This window comes from Bacillus sp. 22446 (genome assembly GCF_052044955.1).
Lineage (GTDB): Bacteria > Bacillota > Bacilli > Bacillales > Bacillaceae > Bacillus > Bacillus altitudinis.
This window is the reverse complement of sequence record NZ_JBQEOD010000010.1, coordinates 67,087-90,091: the sequence shown is the minus strand read 5'-3', so window position 1 is coordinate 90,091 and position 23,005 is coordinate 67,087. Positions and strand designations below refer to the sequence as shown.

The following is a 23,005-nucleotide window of genomic DNA, read 5'->3' as shown; positions in this document are numbered from 1 at the left end:
CTAGTCAGGCGCCTAATCCTGAAAATTGCCAACATTCAAATTAGGAGGCCAATCTGAATGACTGTGAAACAAGAACTTCTCTACGAAGGCAAAGCGAAAAGAATCTATCAGACCGATGACGAGCATATTTTATATGTTGAATATAAAGACTCAGCTACAGCATTTAACGGTGAAAAGAAAGCGGAAATTGAAGGCAAAGGCAGACTGAATAACGAAATTTCCAGCTTGATTTTTCAAATGCTACATGAGAAAGGAATCAACAATCACTTTGTGAAACGCCTATCTGAAACAGAACAGCTCATTCAAAAGGTAGACATCGTACCGCTTGAAGTCGTTGTGCGAAACGTGGTGGCAGGCAGTATGTCAAAACGTCTTGGGATTCCAGAGGGAACGAAACTGGACACACCTTTGATCGAGTTTTACTACAAAGATGATGCACTTGGCGATCCGCTCATTACAGAAGATCATATTCGCATTTTACATGCAGCGACACCTGAGCAGGTCGAGGAAATGAAACAGATCACAAGACAAGTGAATGAAGAATTGAAGCAAATCTTTTCAGATTGCCATGTGAATTTAATTGATTTCAAGCTTGAATTCGGAATAGATCACGAGAATCGTATTTTGCTAGCTGATGAGATTTCACCTGATACGTGCAGGCTTTGGGACAAAGACACAAACGAAAAGCTTGATAAAGACGTGTTCAGACGAAACCTGGGCGGCTTAACAAATGCATACGAAGAAATTTTCAAAAGACTTGGAGGCCATAAACATGTATAAAGTGAAAATTTTTGTCAGCTTAAAAGAGAGCGTTCTTGATCCACAAGGAAGTGCCGTGCAGCACGCTTTGCACAGTATGTCTTATCAGGAAGTAAAGGATGTCCGTATCGGGAAATATATGGAGCTAGTCATTGAGAAATCAGATCGTGACTTAGACACAGTGGTCAAAGAAATGTGTGAAAAATTGCTTGCCAACACGGTGATTGAAGATTACCGCTATGAGGTGGAGGAGGTTGTCGCACAGTGAAGTTTGCAGTGATCGTCTTGCCTGGCTCTAACTGTGATATCGATATGTACCATGCGATTCAAGATGAGTTAGGTGAACAAGTTGAATATGTATGGCACGACGAAACGAGTCTTGATGGTTTTGACGGTGTACTCGTACCAGGCGGTTTCTCTTATGGGGATTACTTAAGATGCGGTGCGATTGCTCGTTTTTCTAACATCATGCCGGCTGTGAAAAAAGCAGCTGCGGAAGGAAAACCTGTTCTTGGTGTTTGTAACGGGTTCCAAATTCTTCAAGAGCTTGGCATTCTGCCAGGCGCAATGAGACGAAATAAAGATCTAAAATTTATCTGTCGTCCAGTTGAACTCATTGTAGAGAACAACGAAACGCAATTTACAAGCGGTTATCAAAAAGGTGAATCGATTACGATTCCTGTAGCACACGGAGAAGGCAACTTCTACTGTGACGAAGACACGTTAGCGAAGCTGATTGAACAAGGCCAAATCGCTTTCACTTACGGTGACGATATTAACGGCAGTGTCAATCGAATTGCAGGTGTAACGAATGAACAGGGCAATGTACTCGGCATGATGCCGCACCCTGAGCGCGCGGTTGACTCATTACTAGGCAGCGCAGACGGACTTAAATTGTTTCAATCTATCGTGAAAAATTGGAGGGACACTCATGTCACTACTGCTTGAACCAAGTCACAAGCAAATTAAAGAAGAGAAATTGTATCAGCAAATGGGATTGAGTGATGAAGAATTCGCTTTAATCGAATCCATTATTGGCAGGCTGCCAAACTACACAGAAACGGGTATCTTTTCTGTCATGTGGTCAGAGCATTGCAGTTATAAAAACTCAAAGCCTGTTTTAAGCAAATTCCCGACAAAAGGAGAGCATGTTCTTCAAGGTCCTGGGGAAGGCGCTGGAATCGTTGATATTGGAGACAACCAAGCGGTTGTATTTAAAATCGAATCACATAACCATCCATCTGCAATTGAACCGTATCAAGGAGCGGCAACAGGTGTCGGCGGAATCATCCGTGATGTATTCTCCATGGGTGCTCGTCCAATTGCGGTATTAAACTCTCTTCGTTTTGGTGAACTGACTTCACCGCGCGTGAAGTACTTGTTTGAAGAAGTAGTGGCAGGGATTGCAGGCTATGGAAACTGTATCGGTATTCCAACAGTCGGCGGAGAAGTTCATTTTGATCAAAGTTATGAAGGCAATCCGCTCGTTAACGCGATGTGTGTAGGGTTAATCAACCATGAAGACATCAAGAAAGGGCAGGCAAAAGGTGTTGGCAATACGGTCATGTACGTTGGTGCTAAAACGGGACGTGACGGGATTCACGGTGCAACATTTGCGTCTGAAGAATTTTCTGATGAATCAGAAGAAAAACGTTCAGCGGTTCAAGTCGGCGATCCGTTCATGGAAAAGCTTTTGCTTGAAGCATGTCTTGAAGTCATCAAAAATGATGCGCTTGTGGGCATTCAAGATATGGGAGCGGCTGGCTTAACTAGCTCAAGTGCAGAGATGGCAAGTAAAGCCGGTTCAGGTATCGAAATGAACCTAGACCTGATCCCTCAGCGTGAAACAGGCATGTCAGCGTATGAAATGATGCTGTCTGAATCCCAAGAGAGAATGCTGTTGGTCATTGAAAAAGGCCGTGAGCAAGAAATCATTGATATTTTTGAAAAATACGATCTTGAAGCAGTCTCAGTCGGTCATGTGACAGATGATAAAATGCTTCGTTTACTCCATCAAGGAGAAGTAGTGTGTGAGCTTCCAGTTGATGCACTTGCAGAAGAAGCACCGGTTTATCACAAGCCGTCAAGTGAGCCTGCATACTATCGTGAGTTTTTAGAAACAAAAGTGGAAGCTCCAGCGATCACAGATGCAGCAGATACATTGAAACAGCTGTTAAAACAGCCAACGATTGCGAGTAAAGAATGGGTTTACGATCAATACGACTATATGGTTCGTACAAACACAGTCGTTGCACCTGGCTCTGATGCGGGCGTGCTCAGAATCCGTGGGACGAAAAAAGCTCTTGCGATGACAACAGATTGTAACGCACGTTATCTCTATCTTGATCCAGAGGTTGGCGGGAAGATCGCCGTTGCAGAAGCCGCACGTAACATTGTCTGCTCAGGCGCTCGTCCGCTTGCAGTAACAGATAACTTGAACTTCGGTAACCCGGAGAAACCAGAAATCTTCTGGCAGATTGAAAAGTCTGCTGACGGCATTAGCGAAGCTTGCCGTACATTAAGCACACCGGTCATCGGCGGTAACGTCTCTTTATATAACGAGTCAAATGGAACAGCCATTTACCCAACGCCAGTTATTGGCATGGTTGGTTTGATTGAAGATACAGCTCATATTACGACTCAATCGTTCCAGCAGGCAGGCGATGTGATTTTCGTCATTGGTGAAACGAAGGAAGAATTCGCAGGCAGTGAGCTTCAAAAAATGGCAGAAGGCCGTATCTACGGAAAAGCACCAGAAATTGATTTGGATGTAGAACTGGCGCGTCAAGAAGCCCTATTAGCAGCAATTCAAAACGGACTTGTTCAGTCAGCACATGATGTGTCTGAAGGCGGTCTTGGTGTAGCTCTAGCTGAAAGTACATTTGGAACAGATGGTCTTGGCGCTGATATCCAGATCGATCTAAACAGCGCTGCATCACTATTTAGTGAATCACAGTCACGTTTTGTCGTCACAGTGAAACCAGAAAACCGCGAAGCATTTGCTGCGGCTGTGCAAGATGCAAAAGAAGTTGGAACGGTCACAAATGATGGTGTATTCACTGTCAAAAATCAAGAAGGACAACAATGGATTCATGCGGCAGTCAACGAGCTTGAACGCGCATGGAAAGGAGCGATCCCATGCTTGCTGAAATCAGAGGCTTAAACGAAGAATGTGGCGTCTTTGGGGTTTGGGGACACGAAGAAGCCCCGCAAATCACCTATTACGGATTGCATAGCCTTCAGCACCGAGGACAAGAAGGTGCAGGAATTATTGCAACAGACGGTGAAAACCTGACGTCACACAAAGGCCTTGGACTGATTACGGAAGTGTTCCAAAATGGTGAGCTTAAGGATTTAAAGGGAAAAGGTGCGATCGGACACGTTCGGTATGCGACAGCAGGCGGAGGCGGCTTTGAGAATGTGCAACCCCTCTTCTTCCGCTCACAAAACAATGGCAGCCTTGCCCTTGCTCATAATGGAAACTTGGTCAATGCAACGCAATTAAAACAGCAGCTAGAGAACCAAGGAAGTATTTTTCAAACGTCTTCTGATACCGAAGTGCTCGCTCACTTAATTAAGCGTAGCGGATATATGGATTTGAAGGATCAAATCAAAAATGCTCTGTCCATGCTAAAAGGAGCTTATGCTTTCTTAATTATGACGGAAACAGAAATGATCGTAGCGCTTGATCCGAACGGATTACGCCCACTTTCACTTGGTATGCTTGGGGATGCTTATGTTGTCGCTTCTGAAACATGTGCCTTTGATGTCGTTGGTGCTACCTATTTACGTGATGTGGAGCCTGGCGAAATGCTGATCATTAATGATGAAGGCTTAAAATCTGAGCGCTTCTCGATGAACATTAACCGCAGCATGTGCAGCATGGAATACATTTATTTCTCAAGACCTGACAGCAATATCAATGGCATCAACGTGCATAGTGCGAGAAAGAATCTTGGCAAGAAGCTTGCAGAAGAAGCTCATGTCGAAGCAGATGTCGTGACAGGTGTGCCAGACTCCAGTATTTCTGCAGCGATTGGCTATGCCGAAGCAACAGGTATTCCATATGAGCTAGGTTTAATTAAAAACCGTTATGTCGGCCGGACATTTATTCAGCCGTCTCAAGCATTGCGTGAGCAGGGCGTGCGAATGAAGCTGTCTGCTGTGCGTGGGGTGGTCGAAGGCAAACGTGTCGTCATGGTGGATGATTCCATCGTACGAGGAACAACAAGCCGCCGGATTGTGACGATGCTAAGAGAAGCAGGTGCGACGGAAGTGCATGTACGCATTAGTTCACCGCCAATCGCTCATCCGTGTTTTTATGGAATTGATACGTCTACACACGAAGAGCTGATTGCGTCATCTCATTCAGTGGAAGAAATTAGACAGGAAATCGGTGCAGACACCATTGCATTTTTATCTGTAGACGGTTTAATGGACGGGATTGGCAGAAATTATGATGATCCGCAGCGCGGTCAGTGTTTAGCATGCTTTACTGGAAAATACCCGACCGAAATTTATGAAGATACTGTCCTTCCTCATGTGAAGGAAACAGTCCTGACGAAATAATCGAATAATGGAGCAGCAGTCAACGTGATTTGATATGCTGCTCTTTCATTCTGCCGAAAATACATGGAAGACAAGCAGATAAAAGGAGTGAATGGGATGTCAGAAGCATATAAAAACGCCGGTGTCGACATCGAAGCAGGATACGAAGCCGTCAAACGAATGAAAACACACGTAGAACGTACAAAAAGAGCAGGTGTCATGGGTGCTCTAGGCGGATTTGGTGGGATGTTTGATTTATCTGAACTGCCATATAAAAAGCCCGTACTTGTCTCAGGAACAGATGGTGTTGGTACGAAATTAAAGCTGGCATTTTTAATGGATCAACACGATACGATCGGTGTAGATGCTGTTGCTATGTGTGTGAACGATGTACTTGCACAAGGGGCAGAGCCGCTCTTTTTCTTAGATTACTTAGCAGTTGGAAAAGCAGATCCTTTGAAAATTGAATCCATCGTCAAAGGTGTAGCTGACGGATGCGAGCAGTCTGGTTCAGCGCTTGTCGGCGGAGAGACAGCAGAAATGCCGGGTCTTTACACAGAAGAGGAATATGATATTGCTGGATTTTCTGTAGGTGTCGTTGAAAAGGATGAAATCGTCACAGGAGAGAACATCAAGGAAGGTCATTTGCTGATTGGACTCAGCTCTAGCGGAATTCATAGCAATGGCTATTCTCTTGTACGAAAAGTATTGCTGGAAGACGCAGGTCTAGACCTTCACCAAACGTATGAACCTTTTACAAGACCTCTTGGAGAAGAGCTGCTTGAACCGACGAAGATTTATGTCAAGCCTGTTCTTAAACAAGTGAAAGCTGGCAAGGTTGACGGTATGGCACATGTGACAGGCGGTGGCTTTATTGAGAACTTACCACGTATGCTGCCTGAAGGACTTGGTGTTGAGATTGATAACGGCTCATGGCCGGTCCCGCCTATTTTCTCCTTTATTCAAGAAAAAGGGCAATTGAAAGCAGAAGAGATGTTCAATGTATTTAATATGGGCATCGGCTTTGTCCTAGCCGTCAAAGAGGATGATCTCGTCGATGTGATCAGCGGACTTGAACAAGACGGAGAGAAAGCCTTTCTTATCGGACGAGTTCAAAAAGGAGAAGGCGTCACTTTCGGTGGTGGAAGCCTCTCATGAAAAAGTTTGCGATCTTCGCCTCTGGAAGCGGGACAAATTTTCAAGCCATTATTGATACGTTAAAAGAAGAACAGTGGCCGGCAAAAGCCGCCATTGTGATCTGTGATAAACCGGGTGCGAAGGTGCTGGAGCGGGCAGAGAAAGAGGGCATTCCGTCCTTTTCTTTTACGCCGAAGGCTTTCCCGAGTAAAGCCGTTTTTGAGCAAACCATCATTGAACAGCTGAAGCTGCATGAAGTGGAATGGATTTTCCTCGCTGGGTATATGCGACTGATCGGTCCGACATTACTTGACGCATTCAGAGGGAAAATCGTGAATATCCACCCTTCTTTACTGCCAGCATTTCCTGGACTCGATGCGATTGGACAAGCCTATCAAGCAGGAGTCAAAGTGGCAGGCATTACGGTTCATTATGTCGACGAAGGCATGGATACCGGCCCGATTATTGATCAAGCAGCCATTCATATTGAACAAGGGGAAGACCTTGAATCCATTGAAAGAAGAATGCATGAATTAGAACACACACTATATCCAAAAGTGATCAAATCACTTTTAGAATTATCTTAATGAGGTGACAAAGGCATGACGATCAAACGCGCATTAATCAGTGTTTCCGATAAAACAAATCTTGTACCTTTTGTGAAAGAACTAACAGAACTTGGCGTTGAAGTGATTTCAACTGGTGGTACACACAAACTTCTTCAAGAGAACGGCATTGATGTCATTGGTATTTCTGAAGTGACTGGCTTCCCAGAAATCATGGACGGACGTCTCAAAACGCTTCATCCGAACATTCACGGTGGACTGTTAGCAGTGAGAGAAAACGATGAGCATATGGCACAGATCGAAAAGCACGGCATTCAGCCGATTGATCTTGTCGTTGTGAATCTATATCCATTCAAAGAGACCATTTCCAAAGACGATGTCACGTATGAAGAAGCGATTGAAAACATTGATATTGGCGGACCGGGTATGCTTCGTGCTGCTTCTAAAAACCATCAGGACGTCACTGTGATTGTAGACCCGCGTGATTATGATTCTGTCGTTCAACAAATCAAAGAAGGCGGCGTCTCACTAGAGAAAAAACGTGAGCTTGCAGCAAAAGTATTCCGTCATACAGCTGCTTACGATGCCCTGATTGCGGATTACTTAACGAACTTTGTTGGCGAAACAGAGCCAGAACAGTTCACAGTCACATTTGAGAAAAAACAATCTCTTCGTTATGGAGAAAACCCGCACCAAGCGGCGACGTTCTATGAAAATGCACTTCCAAGCAAAGGCTCTTTAGCTACTGCAACGCAATTACATGGAAAAGAACTTTCCTATAACAACATCAAAGATGCAGATGCAGCTCTTCAAATTGTACGTGAATTTACGGAGCCTGCGGCTGTGGCTGTAAAGCATATGAACCCATGTGGTGTTGGGACAGGGGAAACGATTGCAGAAGCATTTGATCGTGCATTTAAAGCAGATGAAACATCTATTTTCGGCGGCATTGTGGCGCTTAATCGTGAAGTAGACAAGCAAACGGCTGAGGTGCTCCATACGATTTTCTTAGAAATCGTCATCGCTCCATCGTTTAGCCAAGAAGCACTTGACGTGTTAACAGCGAAAAAGAACCTTCGTCTACTAACATTAGATGTAGAAGCAGATCTTGGGAAAAAAGAAAAGCAGCTCACAAGTGTTCATGGTGGATTGCTCGTTCAGGATATCGACACATACGGCTTAGAGGAAGCAACGATCTCTATTCCAACGAAAAGAGAACCGACTGAAGACGAATGGAAAGACTTAAAGCTCGCTTGGAAAGTCGTCAAGCATGTGAAATCAAATGCCATCGTTCTAGCGAAGGATCAAATGACAGCAGGTATTGGTGCTGGTCAAATGAACCGTGTTGGCTCGGCTAACATTGCGATTGAGCAAGCAGGTGAAAAGGCAAAAGGCAGTGCACTAGGTTCTGATGCATTTTTCCCAATGGGCGATACAGTGGAAGCTGCTGCAAAGGCAGGCGTCACAGCGATCATCCAGCCAGGTGGTTCCATTCGTGATGAAGAATCAATCCAAAAAGCAGATGAATACGGCATCGCCATGGTCTTCACTGGCGTTAGACATTTCAAACATTAAGGGGATGACAGTGTGAACGTATTAATTATCGGCAGAGGCGGAAGAGAGCATACCATCGCATGGAAAGTGAATCAAAGCGAACTTGTCAGCCAAGTATTTGTCGCACCCGGCAATGATGGAATGACAGACGCAGCAAAGCTTGTACCGATCGACGAGGGAGATCATGAGGCGTTAATTCGTTTTGCAAAAGACAATAACATCGGTTTAACAATTGTCGGTCCAGAGGTTCCTTTAATTGCAGGTGTCGTCGATGCATTTGAAGAAGCAGGTCTAAAGGTATTTGGACCGAATGCAAAAGCCGCAGTCATTGAAGGCTCAAAAGAATTTGCAAAAGACTTAATGAAAAATTATGATATCCCGACAGCCGCTTACGCCACTTTTACATCATTTGAAGAAGCGAAGGCATATGTGGAAGAAAAGGGTGCCCCAATTGTCATTAAAGCAGATGGGCTTGCCGCAGGAAAAGGCGTGACAGTTGCAATGACGCTTGAAGAGGCAATCAACTGCCTACATGACTTTTTAGAGGATGAAAAGTTTGGCGATGCGAGTGCATCGGTTGTCATTGAAGAATTTTTAACGGGTGAAGAGTTTTCTCTGATGGCCTTTGTCAATGGAGAAAAAGTGTATCCGATGGTGATCGCACAGGATCATAAACGGGCATTTGAAGATGACAAAGGACCAAACACCGGCGGGATGGGCGCTTATTCACCGGTTCCGCAAATTTCTGATGAAGTGGTACAAAAAGCGGTGGAAGACGTCGTCAAACCAGCAGCTCGCGCGATGGTGCAGGAAGAGCGTTCGTTTACAGGCATTTTATATGCGGGCTTAATGCTAACACCAGAAGGCTCAAAAGTCATTGAGTTCAATGCACGCTTTGGCGACCCTGAAACGCAAGTAGTGCTCCCTCGCCTTGAATCAGATCTAGTCCAAGTCTTCCTAGATATTCTAGATGGAAAAGATGTGGACTTGCAGTGGAAAGACACAGCCGCTGTCAGTGTGGTTCTTGCATCAGAAGGATACCCGGAAGACTATGCAAAAGGCACGCCAATCGGTGCTTTGCAAACAACGGTCTCTGATGTCGTCACCTTCCACGCAGGAACAAAAAAGGAAAACGATCAATTCGTCACAAATGGCGGCCGTGTAGCAAATGTGACCGCATTTGACGACACATTTGAAGCGGCAAGATCAAGAGTGTATGAAGCGGTTGAAGAAATCATTCAGCCAGGTTTATTTTATCGCCGTGACATTGGCGCCCGTGCGCTGAAGGCTGCGGGGAAAAACGTTTAATCAAAACACCTTTCTATCTGACGAGATGGAAAGGTGTTTTTTTCTTCTTCTGTTCATAGGAGGGATGCGGGCAGATGATGAAGAAGTAGTATGGGATCACGAATAGATTTAGGGAGGCAACATGGAAATCAAAGCATTTATCATCTTTGCAAACGTCATGCTTGTTTTATATCTCATAACTATAAATAACATCATGGTGACTGCCATTAAGCAGAATAAATTGAAAAAAGGCTTTGCCATTAGTTATATGATCCTATCCATTTTTTCTGGCGTTGCTATTTCTTCATTTTTAATTTGGAAGTTTTTCATTAGCTAAGAGGGGAATGAGTGTATGGTGCAATTGAAGAAACTTGCAAACGAGCGTTTTTCTGCTTTGATCTGTATGGATCCATTCAATGAGCGAATTCGTTTGGATGACTATAGCGGCAGGGTGCAGGATGTGATTCAGTCCGTGCTTCAGGAAGCGGGGGACTGCAAGGTGTCTAAGGTCATTGTAAAAGTAAGGCGTGAGCATATGCCGCTTTTTTTAGAAAAAGGCTTTCGGCTTGAAGGGGTGTTTTCTCATTATTTCCTCGGAAGTGATGCATACGGCATGTCGCTCTTTCTGACCGAAGATCGAATGAACAGCCCGTTTTGGCTGAAGGAAGATGAAATCGTTACGTCTATTCAAGAAAAGCCGATTAAAAAAAATCAAGGCGTGTGGCAGGATGAGTATGTGATGAGGAAAGCCGGTCCAGAGGATGTGCACAAGCTGGCAGCGCTCTATGATACGGTCTTTGAAACGTACCCCACACCAATGAATGAGCCAGATTACATCCGAAAGGTAATGGAGGAAGGGACGGTTTTTTATGCCGTTGAACATGACGGTCAACTTGTAAGTGCCGCTTCTGCTGAAATCAATGTACCGTATGGTCATGCAGAATTAACAGATTGTGCAACCCTTCCCACATACAGAAAACTAGGATTCATGCATCATTTGATTCTAGCCCTCGAACAAGAGCTTCAATCCATGCACATTTATGTCTTTTATTCTCTCGCCCGTGCACTGTCCTATGGAATGAATCAAGTATTTTATCAGCTCGGGTATACATACACCGGACGCTTTCAAAACAATTGCTATATTTTTGACAAAATTGAAGATATGAATCTATGGGTCAAAACGCCAAATGAATCATGAAATGGTTCTCATCTGATCAAGCAGACCAGATAGGCGGTACGCCATGATACTGAGCTGCAGCTTCATCCGATCATCAGTGGATTTGAGGCTGCAGCCTGTTCTCGTTTCAATTTGTTTCAACCGGTAGCTTAACGTATGTCGGTGAATAAACAATTCCCCCGCTGACTTTTGAATATTTTCATTGTGTGCCAAATACACTTCGAGTGTATGAATGAGGTCAGCCCCTTGTTTTTTTGTATAAAGCAGCGGGCTTAACAGCTCCACATAAAAGTCATGCAAATTCATTCCGGCTTCGTTCATTTCAAGCAGCATCCCATATAGACCGAGCTTCTGATAATGAATGATGCTGTCATCTGTTTTCAAAAGAGGAAGAAGCCTTGCTGCATACTGGGCTTCTTTTGCACTTTTAGCAAAGAGACTGATCTGGTCGTAGGCTCTTCCAATGCCAATCACAATGGGATGGACGGGGAAAAAATAAGACCAAGTACTGCGGCATTCTTCTGATGCGCGATACCAATTTGTTTCTTGATACGTGTTTTTTCCTGCGGGTGTCAGAACGAAAATGGAATCAAGCCTTGCTTTTAATAAAAAAGGAATTTGTCTGCGTTCAAAAATGGATGTGAGCAATTGGGATAGGCGCTGCACCATTTGATGATCGAGCTGTGTGTGCTGATGCTGAAATTGAAAGTAGATGACGACTTGTTCTTCGCTCATATCATATTGCAGCTTTCTTGCTTGTTCGATGACATAACTTTCTTCTGTGTATTGCTGTTGCAGCATATCATCCAATAAATGCCCCTGCATTTGGTTTTCTGTATCTTGAATGGCTTTTTGTTTCAACCATTCAATCGCATACACCGCACCGGCATGCTCAATGGCGATGGCATCGAGATGGTGCCACGTCTCTTTTTTCTTTAACGCCACAATGAACCCAAAAATATCCCCCATTGCAATCACAGGGCATGCAGCTAGAACAAACGCACCATATGTGTCATAGACGAGCCGGCCTTTTTCCTCTGCCTGCTTGAGTAGAGAAGAGGTTTCAATCGGTTCGTCATCTGTTAGAAAGCCAAAAGCAGGAGAATAGGTCACTTCGTCTGTTTCGAGATGAGCTGCTGTTTGGTGCAAAAACACATCCAGTACGACGATATTTGCCGCTGTGAGATGTGCCAGTTCATCTGTAATTTGCGTGACATTTTTATTGCTCACATTTAAATGGGTCAGTCTTTGATGAATCGCAGAAGAATATTTGAGCTGATGGAGCTGACTGCTGACGATTTGTTCTAGAACGGCTTTTGTGATGTCTGAAAAATTGACATGGGGCGGAATCTCAATGAGTGGAATACCGCTATTTTCGGCGGCTTCAATGAGTGATGCGGGAATTTCCGTTAAGTACACGCCTTTATAAATGGCAATGGCTGAAAGACGATGAGATTGAATTAATTTTTCAAGCCGGATGCGTCTTTCTTTATTTTCTGTCAGCCCAAATCCAGTTGTAACAAGTAATTCTCCTTCGGAAAGTCTAGACGTGTCCTCAATAATTTCCACAATGGTCACCCACTGGATAAGACGATCCAGTCCATTTTCTCCAGCAAGCAGTTTGGTTTCTTTCATCATATCGAGCGAGAGTGCATCTTTGACGAGAATCGCCATAGACTCATGACCTCCTTTTGAACACTCTTATACACCATGTATAAAAAACACATGTGAAATTCGGGCATATGGCGAATGGAGGATGACTGCCCTCTTGATTAAGCTAATCTTATACCAAGTATACAAAATTTTCTTGCGATTCATGTAAAAAGAAAAGTGCAGCTGCTGACAAGAGAGGGAGGAATGACAAAGTGGAGACCCGGGATTACTTAATCAAACCGATGTTAAATCAGCAATATCCTGTGGCTGTGAGAGGAGAGGGGATTTATTTATATGATCGGGACGGAAAAAAATATATAGATGGCTCATCAGGGGCAGTCACGGCAAGTATTGGACATGGCATACAAGAGATTATTGATGCGATGACGGAGCAAGCGAAAAAGGTGAGCTTTACGTACAGGTCACAATTTACGAATGAACCAGCGGAAGAACTAGCTTATGAATTGAGTACAATTTGCCCAGGTGATCTGAACTGGTCTTTTTTTGTAGGGAGCGGTTCAGAGGCAACGGAGACTGCTATGAAAATGGCGATTCAGCATTGGCAGGAGCAGGGGAAGACGGAAAAAAATCATATCATCTCAAGATGGATGAGTTACCACGGCATTACATTAGGGGCGCTGTCAATGTCAGGTCATATTGCAAGGAGGGAGCGCTTTGAACCACTGCTTGAAAAGCACCCAGTGCTGTCACCGCCCTATAGCTACCGGTCATGGCTGCCAAAGGAAGACAGCAAGCAGGTCGAGTGGTATGTTCAGGAATTTAAGACCGTCATCCAGCGTATAGGAAAAGAGAGGATCGCCGCATTGATTGCTGAACCGATTGTTGGCGCAGCGGGAGCGGCGCTCCTGCCGCCAGACGGATATTTCGAAGCGATGAAGCGTGTCTGTGAAGAAAACGACATTTTAATGATCGCAGATGAAGTCATGACGGGCTTTGGACGAACTGGGAAAATGTTTGCGATGGAACACTGGGGCACGGTACCAGATATCATGGTTCTCGGAAAGGGCATGAGCGCAGGTTATTCTCCAATCGCAGCAGTTGTCTCAACGGATCGTGTGATGGCACCGATTATCAGCGGCTCCGGCTCTGTCATGGCAGGGCACACATATAGTGCCAATCCGCTTTCAGCAGCTGTTTCATTAGCTGTCATTCGATATATGAAAAAACATCAGCTTCCCGACCGGGCTGACCTTTCTGGGCGATATCTTATGAATGCTTTAAAAGATCTGCAAGTAAATCATTCCATCATAGGAGATGTGAGAGGGAAGGGATTGCTTATTGGCATTGAGTTTGTCGCAGATCGTTTATCCAAAACGCCATTTCCTGCACATGCTCAGATAACCAATCTCGTCGTTGAAACGGCAAAACAAAATGGACTGCTGGTGTATCCAGCAAGCGCTGGAGAGGACGGGGTTGGAGGCGCAGCGGTTATGATCGCACCGCCGCTTTCCATCACACAGCAGGAAATGGATGAACTCATTGATTTATTCGGGCAGACCATCACACAAGTCGAACAAGAAGTGATCAATCGAGGGTTTTTCCCATCTGCTATGTAAGGAGGAACGAACATGAACAAAACTGTGGGTTTGGATGAAGTGATGACGCGATTAAAAGATGGCATGACCATCATGTTTGGCGGATTTGGCGGCGTGGGTTCACCACCATCGTTGATTGATGCCATTTTGGAAGCAAATATTCAAGATCTGACATTGATCGGAAATGATGCAGGTTTCCCGCAAATTGGTGTGGGCAGGCTCATCACAGAAGGAAGAGTGAAAAAAATCATCGCCTCCCATATCGGCTCAAATCCCATTGCAGGACAGAAAATGCAGGCTGGTACATTAGACGTTCATTTTTATCCGCAGGGCATTCTTGCAGAAAAAATCAGAGCAGGCGGAATGGGGCTGACGGGCATTGTGACAGATGTTGGGATGGATAGCCTGAATCTCGATGAGAAACAATTGGTTCAACTGAATGGGAAGAATTATATGTTAGAGCCTGCGCTTACAGCGGATATTGCCATCGTCAATGCCTACAAAGCAGATGAAGTGGGAAACCTGATTTTTGATAAAAGCGCACGGAATACAAACCCGATTGTGGCGATGGCAGGAGACTGGACCATAGCGGAGGCAGAAGAAATTGTGGCAGCAGGGCAGCTCGATCCAGAGGAAATCGTGACGCCAGGCGTATTTGTGAATCAAATCGTGCAATCAAAAGGAGTGAACTGGACATGGGCATGGGAGACATCGATTTAAGACACCGCATTGCCAAAAGAGCAGCACAAGAAATTGAAAATGGCATGATTGTGAATCTTGGGATCGGCATTCCGACCCTAGCGGCAGATTACATTCCATCACATTACGAGGTGTGGCTGCATGCAGAAAACGGCATTATGGGGGCAGGAGCCTCGCCTCTGCAAGGGAAAGAAGATCCGAATTTGTGCAATGCCGGTGGTTTTCCCATTACGTTGACAAAGGGCGGCTCGTACATGGACAGTACGACTGCTTTTGGCATCATCCGAAAAGGCATGCTGGATATGACGATTTTGGGTGCACTTGAAGTAAGCAGCCAAGGGGATCTTGCCAATTGGATTGTACCGGGGAAAAGAGTACCGGGTATGGGCGGAGCGATTGAGCTGGCGCAAAAAGCGAAAAAAGTGGTGGTGGTGATGAGCCATCTTGATAAACACGGTCGATCTAAAGTGAAATCGGCTTGTACATTGCCGTTAACCGCTAAAGCGTGTGTCGATTTGATTATTACGGATATGGCGGTCATTGAGGTCAAGTCTCAGCTGCTCATTTTACGTGAAGTCATGCCGCCATTTCAGCCGGAAGATGTCATAAGGGCGACTGAAGCGCCATTAATTTTAGCGCCTGATGTCAAATCTGTTGTGTAGAAAGGATGAACGACTTGCAGCCAATAACACGTATCAGAAACTGGATGAAAGAGCATCAGGATGAAGCCATTACGCTTCTTCAGCAAATGGTGCAATGTGACAGCACCCAAGGAAATGAAGAAGATGTGCAGCAGATCGTGGCCAATAAACTGTCCGCCATTGGCTTTGATGTAGACGTTTGGGAAATTGGCGGCGATGAATTACTAGAGCATCCTTATTTTTATTCCCCGCGCCGATCTTTTCAAGGGAGTCCCAACGTTGCTGGACGATTGAAAGGGAAAGGTGGTGGCAAATCGATTTTATTAAACGGGCATGTAGATGTGGTCCCGGCAGGAGATAAGAATCAATGGACATATCCGCCTTACAGCGGGCATATCATAAACGGGAGACTTTATGGACGCGGGGCAACAGATATGAAAGGTGGAAACGTTTCTTTACTCTTTGCGCTTGAGGCACTGCATGCGCTTCAGATTCCCCTGAAAGGAGATGTGGTGTTTCATAGTGTTGTCGAAGAGGAAAGCGGCGGGGCAGGCACACTTGCAGCAATATTGAAAGGGTACACAGCGGATGCTGCCATCATTCCGGAGCCAAGTCATATGAACATTTTTCCGATTCAGCAAGGATCAAAGTGGTTCAGGCTGCATATTAAAGGAAGGGCAGCTCATGGCGGAACAAGGTATCACGGTGTTTCTGCTATTGAAAAGAGCACGGTGGTCCTTTCTCATATAGCGGCACTAGAAAAAGAAAGAAATCAGCGAGTGACGGAGCCTCTGTTTCAGCATATCCCGATTCCAATTCCAATCAACATTGGGAAAATTCAAGGCGGTGATTGGCCGTCCTCTGTCGCAGATCTTGTCACAATGGAAGGCAGGCTTGGTGTGATGCCAGGTGAGACAGTTGAGCAGGCAGAGAAGGAATTAGAAAATTGGATGACTGGACTCGCTGAAAAGGATGATTGGTTTCAAGAACATCCTGTGGAGGTGGAGTGGTTTGGTGCAAGATGGCTTCCAGGGTCAATCGACTCTGATCACCCGCTTTTAGGTCTATTGAAGGAACAATACGAAGAGGTCATGCAGCACCCGCCAAAGGTGGAAGCCGCCCCTTGGGGGACAGACGGCGGATTACTGTCACAAGCAGCGGATATCCCAATCATTGTGTTTGGACCTGGAACGACAGAGCTTGCCCATTTCCCGAATGAATCCATTGAGATCAAACATGTGATTGAAGCAGCAGAAATCATTGCTGGTACGTTGGTCAAATGGTGCGAAGCAGCGGAATGATTCACATACAAAAAAAGAAGGCTGTCTACTCAGCCTTCTCTTTATGTGTATTCTGCTGTTCACACATATAGGTCACTGGACAAAAACGAAGAATACCAGAGCCCAATTTTAATCCGCCGAGCATGATGCCAAAAAGCAGCATTTTACTCCATGGTTTTCGAGCATATAAGGATCCAGCTACAGTACATATCGTCATTCCGCAGGCAATTCTCATGAGCGCTTCCATTAAGCCAAGATTAGGTTTCATTGCAAGTGATTCTCCTTTTTTAAATTATTTTAAGTGTGATTTCAAGAAATTGTAACGTTTCATTAATGCGTAACGTGGTTCGTTATGTTACGATAGGGCTAATACAAATGAAGGAGAGTATGTGAATGTCCGAACGTACTTTTAATTGGAGAAACAATGACATCCGCACACAAATCGATGTAGTCGACTCAAAAATAGTTCCAACACTCCTTTTAACGAATGGACTCGTGCTAAACCCGTTTTTGAAGCAATGGGTGAAGGCAAATATTTGGATACATGATGATCGAATTGTTTATGTCGGAGCAGAGCTTCCTCAAAATAAATCAGCTAAACGTGTGATTGATTGTGAAGGTAAATACATTGTGCCGGGGTATATTGAACCTCACGCGCATCCGTTCCATATTTATAATCCCCAATCACTTGCAGAATATGTGTCTCAATTTGGCACAACAACAATGGTCAGCGATAACTTATTTCTTCTTTTGCAAAGCAATGAAAAGAAAGCGCTTTCTACTCTATGTGAATTAAAAAAGCAGCCATTTCAGTATTTCTGGTGGTCCAGATACGATCTTCAAACCGAGGTCAGGTATGAAGATGAGATGCTTCCTATTAACTATCGGAAAGAATGGATTGATCATCCCGACGTCCTTCAAGGCGGCGAATTAACGAGCTGGCCAAGATTAATGGACGGTGATGATCTCATTTTATATTGCATGCAAGAAACGAAGAAGCAGAGAAAACGAATTGAAGGGCATTTCCCTGGGGCTTCTGAGAAAACGCTAACAAAAATGAAGCTGTTTGGAGCGGACAGTGATCATGAAGCAATGAACGCAGACGATGTGCTCAAACGCTTGTCTCTTGGCTATCATGTGTCCTTGCGTCATTCTTCCATCCGCCCAGATTTAGTGAACATTTTAAGAGAGTTGCATGAGCGTGACTTTAGGCACTACGATCACTTTTTCTATACAACAGATGGATCAGCGCCTCACTTTTATGAAGAAGGCATGATCAATCGTCTCATTTCCATTGCCCTTGAAGAAGGCGTGCCTACTATTGATGCGTACAATATGGCGACTTTTAACATTGCGAAATACTATCAAATTGATGACTTATTAGGGGTGGTCGGTCCTGGCCGATTGGCTTCTTTGAATATTTTAGATGATCCGATGAATCCAAATCCAGAAACGGTGATTTCTAAAGGGGTAATCCTTAAATTAGAGGGGGAGAACCAGCATCAATTCCAAGAGACAAAATGGGAAAATGGCGGGCTTGAACCATTAGATTTAAGCTATGACCTGACAATGAGTGACTTGCAATTCTCAATGCCGCTTGGTGTCAAAATGCGAAATGCTGTTATTATGGAGCCTTATACAGTGGAGATTGATAACTCTGTCAACCAGCTGTCCTGTGACCATGATCAAAGCTTCTTCAGTCTGATTGATCGAAAAGGCGAGTGGCGCGTGAACACAATGTTAAAAGGATTTGCAAACAAGGTGCAAGGATTTGTCAGCTCATTTTCAACCACTGGTGACATTTTAGTGATTGGGAAAAATAAAGATGATATGATGCTTGCTCATAAGCGAATGAAAGAAATTGGCGGGGGAATTGTGCTCGCAGAAAACGGAAAGATTTTGCATGAAATCCCGTTGCAATTATCAGGCTGTGCATCAGCTGAATCGTTTGAAACGGTTCTTCAGCAGGAGCAAACGTTACGCGAGCTACTCATTGAGCGCGGGTATCCATTTGACTGCCCAATTGATACACTTGTCTTTTTCCAAAGCACACACTTGCCGTATATTCGAGTGACACCAAGAGGAATATTTGATGTCATGAAAAAAACTGTACTCTTTCCGTCTATAATGCGTTAAAATATAACAGAGTGGAGCTGTATCATATTTGCTAGATTTCTGACCGCTGTTATAGGGCAGGAGTGAGCAATGGATCTCTTCGCTGCTAGATATGGTGACAAAGCATAGGGCTTTGACATGACGAATGAAGTGCCCAATTGTAAAATGAATCTGTCGGTTACGCTGGCCGACCAACATATTTTGAATAATTAAGCAAGGCGGGGCGCAGGTTTGTCGTCTCGCCAAGCTTTCTACACATACTGTTTTTTAGGGAAAGACTTAACAGAGCAGAAGTGTTCTAGATATCGGAGGCAAACAAGTTTGTCAGATTGTCGCACAAGGAATATGACAAAACTTGTCGAATTTGTTTACGATAAAGAAGCTTCGGCTTACGAAAGAACCTGATGGCATTTTCAGCGTAGAACCAAACCTGTCATGATTCGTTCAAAGCTCATTGCTGAGGTTGAAAAAAATGAGTCAGGAAAGATACCGCTTTCTCGGAAAAGTCAGTGCGGAGCGGTGTGCCAATAGTAAAGGAGAAGATGTATAAAGATGCAAATTGATAAATTAAGGGGCAAAAGCTTAGATCAGCTATTCAACTCCATCTTATCCCTTAAAGACCTGGAAGAATGTTATCGATTTTTTGATGATTTGTGCACCATCAATGAAATCCAATCTTTATCACAGCGTCTTGAAGTAGCACGTATGCTTCGCGAGGGAAACACGTATCATAAAATTGAGACGGAGACAGGTGCAAGCACTGCAACTATCTCACGTGTCAAACGCTGCTTGAACTACGGAAATGATGCCTATACGATGGCACTTGACCGCGTAGCAGAGCAACAAGCAACGGACGAAACAAAATAAAGCAGCTTTCACTGCAAACATTCTTTATGATTTGTCGTTTTGAAGTTGAACAAATAGAGCCATTTCATTTGAAATGGCTCTATTTGATGTCATCAAGTTCCCCCATAAACCATCGTTCACCTTCATAGGACACTTCATCGTCATCAGTGATTACTTCTTTAAAACCGATGGTTCGCATATTTTGTGCAACAGATAAATCCCATTCTTTTTGAATATTTCTCTGATCAGAAAGAGGAAGCCATGTCTGATACTTATCTTGTCTGTTGAAGAAATTTTTCACATAAGAATCCCCTTTAAACACAATGATTTGTGAATGCCATAATCCAGGCAGATCGACTGCGACCACGACACGATATATTTCTCCGTCGTTTGGTTTCAAATCAATGAGATGCTCAGCTCTATTCAATAGAGTTTGAATGCATAGACGTTTGATCTTTTTCGGTGTTCTGTTGGACGTCATAAAATCATAAGCCGCTGGTAAAGGCAGGTGCCAGTAGTCGGAAACATTCGCCGGAAACGACTGCGTATTTGCGTTCATTTCTTTTATGATCTGTTGAGTCTTTCGTTTCATACCGCGGACCTTTTTTTCACGCATACTCTTTCTCCTTATCAAAGATCTATTAAGTTCTTTATACGTGATTGAGCAAGAATGTCAACGAAAAAAGGTGCGGAAACGCACCTTTTTAAACTAGACAGACTGCTCTGTGCCTGAGAACATAGGGACTTCACTTGTCTGACCGTTTTCTTGTCTAAAAATAATATGTTTTTCGTTAAAATGAATAGGTGATTCAATTCCAGCTGCTGCGCATAAATTAAACAAACCTTCTCTAAGGGACAGGATATAATTGCAGACGCGGTATTTCTTTTCTTCAATGGATAAACCTTTTTGCAGCTTTGGATCTGTGGTGGCAACCCCAACAGGGCATTTATTCGTGTGGCATACTTGCGCCCGAATACAGCCAACCGAGAACATCAATCCTCGTGCGATATTCACAAAATCCGCTCCCATGGAAAGGGCAATGGCGATTTTATCAGGTGAGAGAAGTTTGCCAGAAGCAAAGAGTTTTACCTGATCTCTGACACCGTATTCTTTCAATATTTGATGAACCATTGGGAGTGCCGTGAAAATCGGCAGCCCTGCGGAATCTGCCAATTCATGAAAGGATGCACCAGTGCCGCCTTCTCCGCCATCTACTGTAATGAAATCAGGATGCTTTCCGCTTTTTTTCATGTACGCTGCAAGTTCCTCAATGTTTTCTTTATGTCCGACCACAAGCTTGATGCCGACAGGCTTTCCGCCTATACTTCGCAACTGTTCAATGAAATCAAACATATCAGGAATGGAGTGGAACATCTCAAATCGATTTGGACTGTCAATGGATTGGTGGGGTGGCAATTTACGGATGCTTGCAATTTCTTCGGTGACCTTTTCACCGTCAATATGTCCGCCTCGTGTTTTAGCTCCTTGAGCCAGCTTCAGCTCAAAGGCTTTGACTTCCTCGTGCTCGCTTTTTTTCTTAAACTCTTCAAAGGAAAAAGCGCCATCCTCTGTTCTCACGCCAAATAGACCAGGCCCAATCTGGCATATAATATCGGCTCCGCCTTTGAGGTGATAGGGAGAAAGCCCGCCTTCACCTGTGTTCATCCACGTACCGCCAGCCATCTTTAATCCTGAGGATAATGCTGTAATGGCCCTGTCGCCTAAAGATCCGTAGCTCATGGCTGACTGACCAATCAGGCCTTTTACACGGAAAGGCTTTTGACATGTGTGCTCGCCTATCACTTGTACATCGTCTTGATGGAGATAGTAAGGTTTTGCTTCGATCTCTTTGGTATGTTCACTTCTTCTCAGTAAATTGTCTTGATCGATCTGATACACTTTTGTTTGGATTTTTTCAGATTGATCGATGCGTAACTCATCTCGCTGCTTTGGAAATAGGACGTTGCGAATATAGTAACCAGGCTTGTCAAAATCACGTTTTGATCCAAAGCCCATTGTCCGGCTTTTGTACTTCCCAGACATGACAGCTTGCTCGTATTCTCTTCTTGAGAAAGGAAGCTCCTCTCGATCATTTAGAAACAGATATTGACGAAGCTCAGGTCCTATTTTTTCAAAAATAAACCGTAGCTTTCCAATGACCGGATAATTTCGTAGGACAGAATGCTCTTCCTGTTTTTCATCTCGCATCCAAATCCAGATGAATAAAATGATTGGTATGATGAAAAAAATCACTAATAATGCGCCAATGACAATGAAAGTTGTTGTCACGAAAATCCCCTCTTTTCTCTATCATTACTGTTGTTATTCCACTTTTCATTGAAAGAGAAACCACTTCAACAGATTGTGACGTTTAGAAATGAAAAGGCGGGGTAACTTACAAATAAGATCATAAGGGGAGGGAACATACATGAATAAGCGTCCGAATGCGTATGTACTTGCAGGATTAGGGGTTGGTGGTGCAGTGTTATTAGCAGTGAAAAATAAACAGCATCTCAAAAAATGGGCAAGCATGTTCCGCTCAGATGAAAAGGTTCCTGAAAAAGCTGGTCACCCTGATCCGTTAGATATTCAAGACAACAAGATGGTCGATGAAGGGGCCATGACATCTGTTCATTATTTTAATGAAGTGAGACAATAGTTTAGAAAAACCGTTTTGACCATTCAAAACGGTTTTTTCTTGTCTTTTTTTTGATGTGATATCGAAGAGGATCTACAATCGTAAAACCGATCAACCCTTCGTGATCAGGCGTCGAGAAAAGAAATTCAATGCCCGATAAATGATAGGTTGAGAGAACTTCCTGATCCGTAAAACGTAACGAAAGCTCGTCCTCATAAACGGGTGTGTGCTTCAACACCTTGGCTTCTTCTGCAAATAACTCCAGCCCAGCCACTCGGCCCTCTTTGTCGATGTCTACGTTCACACATTCATTCACGTCTAATTCAATGGTTTCTTTGATTGTCCCGATTCGAGGCGGGATGAGATAGATGTATCCGATGTCGATCGTTTGATCATATGTGATGGTTCTTTTCAAATCATTCACCTGCTTGGTCGATAGTAAAATGTTCCTTTCATGTATAATATCATGTGATGAGATGAAGTAGCTCTCATTTCAGTTCAGCATCCATCTATTGATCTCCCTCAGCTCCTCTTGAAGTGGAGCTTTT

Annotated in this window: 23 protein-coding genes; 18 read left to right on the top strand and 5 right to left on the bottom strand. The window is 44.1% G+C overall.

Annotated elements, in window-relative coordinates:
* Positions 1–57 precede the first annotated feature (57 nt).
* The 11 genes from purC to ablB all read left to right on the top strand — a co-directional run bounded on the left by purC (position 58) and on the right by ablB (position 11,049).
* The gene (purC, locus tag ACTJJD_RS16505; protein ID WP_007496901.1) at positions 58–780 is read left to right on the top strand and encodes a phosphoribosylaminoimidazolesuccinocarboxamide synthase; all 723 of its coding nucleotides are present in this window, start codon (positions 58–60) and stop codon (positions 778–780) included.
* Positions 773–1,027: a phosphoribosylformylglycinamidine synthase subunit PurS gene (purS, locus tag ACTJJD_RS16500; RefSeq protein WP_003214349.1), complete on the top strand. Its 255-nt coding sequence runs from the start codon at positions 773–775 to the stop codon at positions 1,025–1,027. The genes purC and purS overlap by 8 nt, the downstream gene beginning before the upstream one ends.
* Complete coding sequence (gene purQ / locus ACTJJD_RS16495) at positions 1,024–1,707, top strand: phosphoribosylformylglycinamidine synthase subunit PurQ (protein ID WP_017359821.1); 684 nt, start codon at positions 1,024–1,026, stop codon at positions 1,705–1,707. Before purS ends, purQ begins: the two co-directional genes overlap by 4 nt.
* Positions 1,691–3,922, top strand: a complete 2,232-nt coding sequence (gene purL, locus ACTJJD_RS16490) for a phosphoribosylformylglycinamidine synthase subunit PurL (protein WP_440608658.1) — start codon at positions 1,691–1,693, stop codon at positions 3,920–3,922. Before purQ ends, purL begins: the two co-directional genes overlap by 17 nt.
* Complete coding sequence (purF, locus tag ACTJJD_RS16485; protein WP_138278177.1) at positions 3,898–5,328, top strand: amidophosphoribosyltransferase; 1,431 nt, start codon at positions 3,898–3,900, stop codon at positions 5,326–5,328. The genes purL and purF overlap by 25 nt, the downstream gene beginning before the upstream one ends.
* Before the next feature lie 96 nt (positions 5,329–5,424).
* Positions 5,425–6,465, top strand: a complete 1,041-nt coding sequence (purM, locus tag ACTJJD_RS16480) for a phosphoribosylformylglycinamidine cyclo-ligase (RefSeq protein WP_017366751.1) — start codon at positions 5,425–5,427, stop codon at positions 6,463–6,465.
* Complete coding sequence (gene purN / locus ACTJJD_RS16475; protein ID WP_251211088.1) at positions 6,462–7,031, top strand: phosphoribosylglycinamide formyltransferase; 570 nt, start codon at positions 6,462–6,464, stop codon at positions 7,029–7,031. The genes purM and purN overlap by 4 nt, the downstream gene beginning before the upstream one ends.
* A gap of 15 nt (positions 7,032–7,046) precedes the next feature.
* Positions 7,047–8,585, top strand: coding sequence for a bifunctional phosphoribosylaminoimidazolecarboxamide formyltransferase/IMP cyclohydrolase (gene purH / locus ACTJJD_RS16470; RefSeq protein WP_008344287.1), 1,539 nt, complete (start codon positions 7,047–7,049; stop codon positions 8,583–8,585).
* 12 nt (positions 8,586–8,597) lie between these two features.
* The gene (gene purD / locus ACTJJD_RS16465) at positions 8,598–9,872 is read left to right on the top strand and encodes a phosphoribosylamine--glycine ligase (RefSeq protein ID WP_019743755.1); all 1,275 of its coding nucleotides are present in this window, start codon (positions 8,598–8,600) and stop codon (positions 9,870–9,872) included.
* Between the two features lie 121 nt (positions 9,873–9,993).
* The gene (locus tag ACTJJD_RS16460) at positions 9,994–10,188 is read left to right on the top strand and encodes a hypothetical protein (protein ID WP_046526925.1); all 195 of its coding nucleotides are present in this window, start codon (positions 9,994–9,996) and stop codon (positions 10,186–10,188) included.
* 15 nt (positions 10,189–10,203) lie between these two features.
* Entirely contained in the window at positions 10,204–11,049 is an 846-nt protein-coding gene (gene ablB / locus ACTJJD_RS16455; protein ID WP_440608657.1) for a putative beta-lysine N-acetyltransferase, read from the top strand.
* On the opposite strand, the gene ACTJJD_RS16450 is transcribed toward ablB, so the two are convergent.
* A complete protein-coding gene (locus ACTJJD_RS16450; protein WP_046526923.1) occupies positions 11,044–12,702 on the bottom strand; it encodes a PucR family transcriptional regulator in 1,659 nt (552 codons plus the stop codon). The two genes, ablB and ACTJJD_RS16450, sit on opposite strands and share 6 nt — an antisense overlap.
* Before the next feature lie 191 nt (positions 12,703–12,893).
* Here ACTJJD_RS16450 and ACTJJD_RS16445 point away from each other — a divergent pair, with 191 nt between their 5' ends.
* Genes ACTJJD_RS16445 through ACTJJD_RS16430 form a run of 4 tightly spaced genes read left to right on the top strand, consistent with a single transcriptional unit; the run spans position 12,894 to position 16,878 of the window.
* On the top strand, positions 12,894–14,258 hold the full coding sequence (locus ACTJJD_RS16445) for an aspartate aminotransferase family protein (protein ID WP_243824958.1): 1,365 nt from the start codon (positions 12,894–12,896) through the stop codon (positions 14,256–14,258).
* Positions 14,259–14,270: 12 nt separating this feature from the next.
* Positions 14,271–14,957, top strand: a complete 687-nt coding sequence (locus tag ACTJJD_RS16440) for a CoA transferase subunit A (RefSeq protein ID WP_440608656.1) — start codon at positions 14,271–14,273, stop codon at positions 14,955–14,957.
* Entirely contained in the window at positions 14,933–15,598 is a 666-nt protein-coding gene (locus tag ACTJJD_RS16435; protein ID WP_440608655.1) for a 3-oxoacid CoA-transferase subunit B, read from the top strand. The genes ACTJJD_RS16440 and ACTJJD_RS16435 overlap by 25 nt, the downstream gene beginning before the upstream one ends.
* A gap of 14 nt (positions 15,599–15,612) precedes the next feature.
* Entirely contained in the window at positions 15,613–16,878 is a 1,266-nt protein-coding gene (locus tag ACTJJD_RS16430) for a peptidase (RefSeq protein ID WP_440608654.1), read from the top strand.
* Between the two features lie 25 nt (positions 16,879–16,903).
* Here ACTJJD_RS16430 and ACTJJD_RS16425 read toward each other — a convergent pair whose 3' ends face one another.
* Entirely contained in the window at positions 16,904–17,125 is a 222-nt protein-coding gene (locus tag ACTJJD_RS16425) for a YgaP family membrane protein (protein ID WP_008344274.1), read from the bottom strand.
* 125 nt (positions 17,126–17,250) lie between these two features.
* On the opposite strand from ACTJJD_RS16425, the gene ACTJJD_RS16420 reads away from it, so the two are divergent.
* Positions 17,251–18,993, top strand: coding sequence for an adenine deaminase C-terminal domain-containing protein (locus tag ACTJJD_RS16420; RefSeq protein ID WP_007496880.1), 1,743 nt, complete (start codon positions 17,251–17,253; stop codon positions 18,991–18,993).
* A gap of 531 nt (positions 18,994–19,524) precedes the next feature.
* On the top strand, positions 19,525–19,839 hold the full coding sequence (locus ACTJJD_RS16415) for a YerC/YecD family TrpR-related protein (protein WP_007496879.1): 315 nt from the start codon (positions 19,525–19,527) through the stop codon (positions 19,837–19,839).
* A gap of 79 nt (positions 19,840–19,918) precedes the next feature.
* On the opposite strand, the gene ACTJJD_RS16410 is transcribed toward ACTJJD_RS16415, so the two are convergent.
* Both ACTJJD_RS16410 and ACTJJD_RS16405 read right to left on the bottom strand, forming a co-directional pair.
* On the bottom strand, positions 19,919–20,434 hold the full coding sequence (locus tag ACTJJD_RS16410) for a DUF3916 domain-containing protein (protein WP_242731691.1): 516 nt from the start codon (positions 20,432–20,434) through the stop codon (positions 19,919–19,921).
* Positions 20,435–20,527: 93 nt separating this feature from the next.
* The gene (locus tag ACTJJD_RS16405; RefSeq protein WP_035391436.1) at positions 20,528–22,108 is read right to left on the bottom strand and encodes an FMN-binding glutamate synthase family protein; all 1,581 of its coding nucleotides are present in this window, start codon (positions 22,106–22,108) and stop codon (positions 20,528–20,530) included.
* Between the two features lie 139 nt (positions 22,109–22,247).
* On the opposite strand from ACTJJD_RS16405, the gene ACTJJD_RS16400 reads away from it, so the two are divergent.
* Positions 22,248–22,478, top strand: a complete 231-nt coding sequence (locus ACTJJD_RS16400) for a hypothetical protein (protein WP_017366762.1) — start codon at positions 22,248–22,250, stop codon at positions 22,476–22,478.
* Position 22,479: 1 nt separating this feature from the next.
* Here ACTJJD_RS16400 and ACTJJD_RS16395 read toward each other — a convergent pair whose 3' ends face one another.
* Positions 22,480–22,872: a DUF2283 domain-containing protein gene (locus ACTJJD_RS16395; protein WP_035703557.1), complete on the bottom strand. Its 393-nt coding sequence runs from the start codon at positions 22,870–22,872 to the stop codon at positions 22,480–22,482.
* Between the last annotated feature and the right edge of the window lie 133 nt (positions 22,873–23,005).

Coding starts and splice junctions, on each gene's coding strand:
- purH (WP_008344287.1), top strand. CDS start 7,047: ATGACGATCAAACGCGCATTAATCAGTGTTTCCGATAAAACAAATCTT.
- ACTJJD_RS16450 (WP_046526923.1), bottom strand. CDS start 12,702: ATGGCGATTCTCGTCAAAGATGCACTCTCGCTCGATATGATGAAAGAA.
- ACTJJD_RS16440 (WP_440608656.1), top strand. CDS start 14,271: ATGAACAAAACTGTGGGTTTGGATGAAGTGATGACGCGATTAAAAGAT.
- ACTJJD_RS16415 (WP_007496879.1), top strand. CDS start 19,525: ATGCAAATTGATAAATTAAGGGGCAAAAGCTTAGATCAGCTATTCAAC.
- purS (WP_003214349.1), top strand. CDS start 773: ATGTATAAAGTGAAAATTTTTGTCAGCTTAAAAGAGAGCGTTCTTGAT.
- purL (WP_440608658.1), top strand. CDS start 1,691: ATGTCACTACTGCTTGAACCAAGTCACAAGCAAATTAAAGAAGAGAAA.
- ACTJJD_RS16420 (WP_007496880.1), top strand. CDS start 17,251: ATGTCCGAACGTACTTTTAATTGGAGAAACAATGACATCCGCACACAA.
- ACTJJD_RS16435 (WP_440608655.1), top strand. CDS start 14,933: ATGGGCATGGGAGACATCGATTTAAGACACCGCATTGCCAAAAGAGCA.
- purC (WP_007496901.1), top strand. CDS start 58: ATGACTGTGAAACAAGAACTTCTCTACGAAGGCAAAGCGAAAAGAATC.
- purF (WP_138278177.1), top strand. CDS start 3,898: ATGCTTGCTGAAATCAGAGGCTTAAACGAAGAATGTGGCGTCTTTGGG.
- purN (WP_251211088.1), top strand. CDS start 6,462: ATGAAAAAGTTTGCGATCTTCGCCTCTGGAAGCGGGACAAATTTTCAA.
- ACTJJD_RS16410 (WP_242731691.1), bottom strand. CDS start 20,434: ATGCGTGAAAAAAAGGTCCGCGGTATGAAACGAAAGACTCAACAGATC.
- purM (WP_017366751.1), top strand. CDS start 5,425: ATGTCAGAAGCATATAAAAACGCCGGTGTCGACATCGAAGCAGGATAC.
- ACTJJD_RS16400 (WP_017366762.1), top strand. CDS start 22,248: ATGAATAAGCGTCCGAATGCGTATGTACTTGCAGGATTAGGGGTTGGT.
- ACTJJD_RS16460 (WP_046526925.1), top strand. CDS start 9,994: ATGGAAATCAAAGCATTTATCATCTTTGCAAACGTCATGCTTGTTTTA.
- ablB (WP_440608657.1), top strand. CDS start 10,204: ATGGTGCAATTGAAGAAACTTGCAAACGAGCGTTTTTCTGCTTTGATC.
- ACTJJD_RS16425 (WP_008344274.1), bottom strand. CDS start 17,125: ATGAAACCTAATCTTGGCTTAATGGAAGCGCTCATGAGAATTGCCTGC.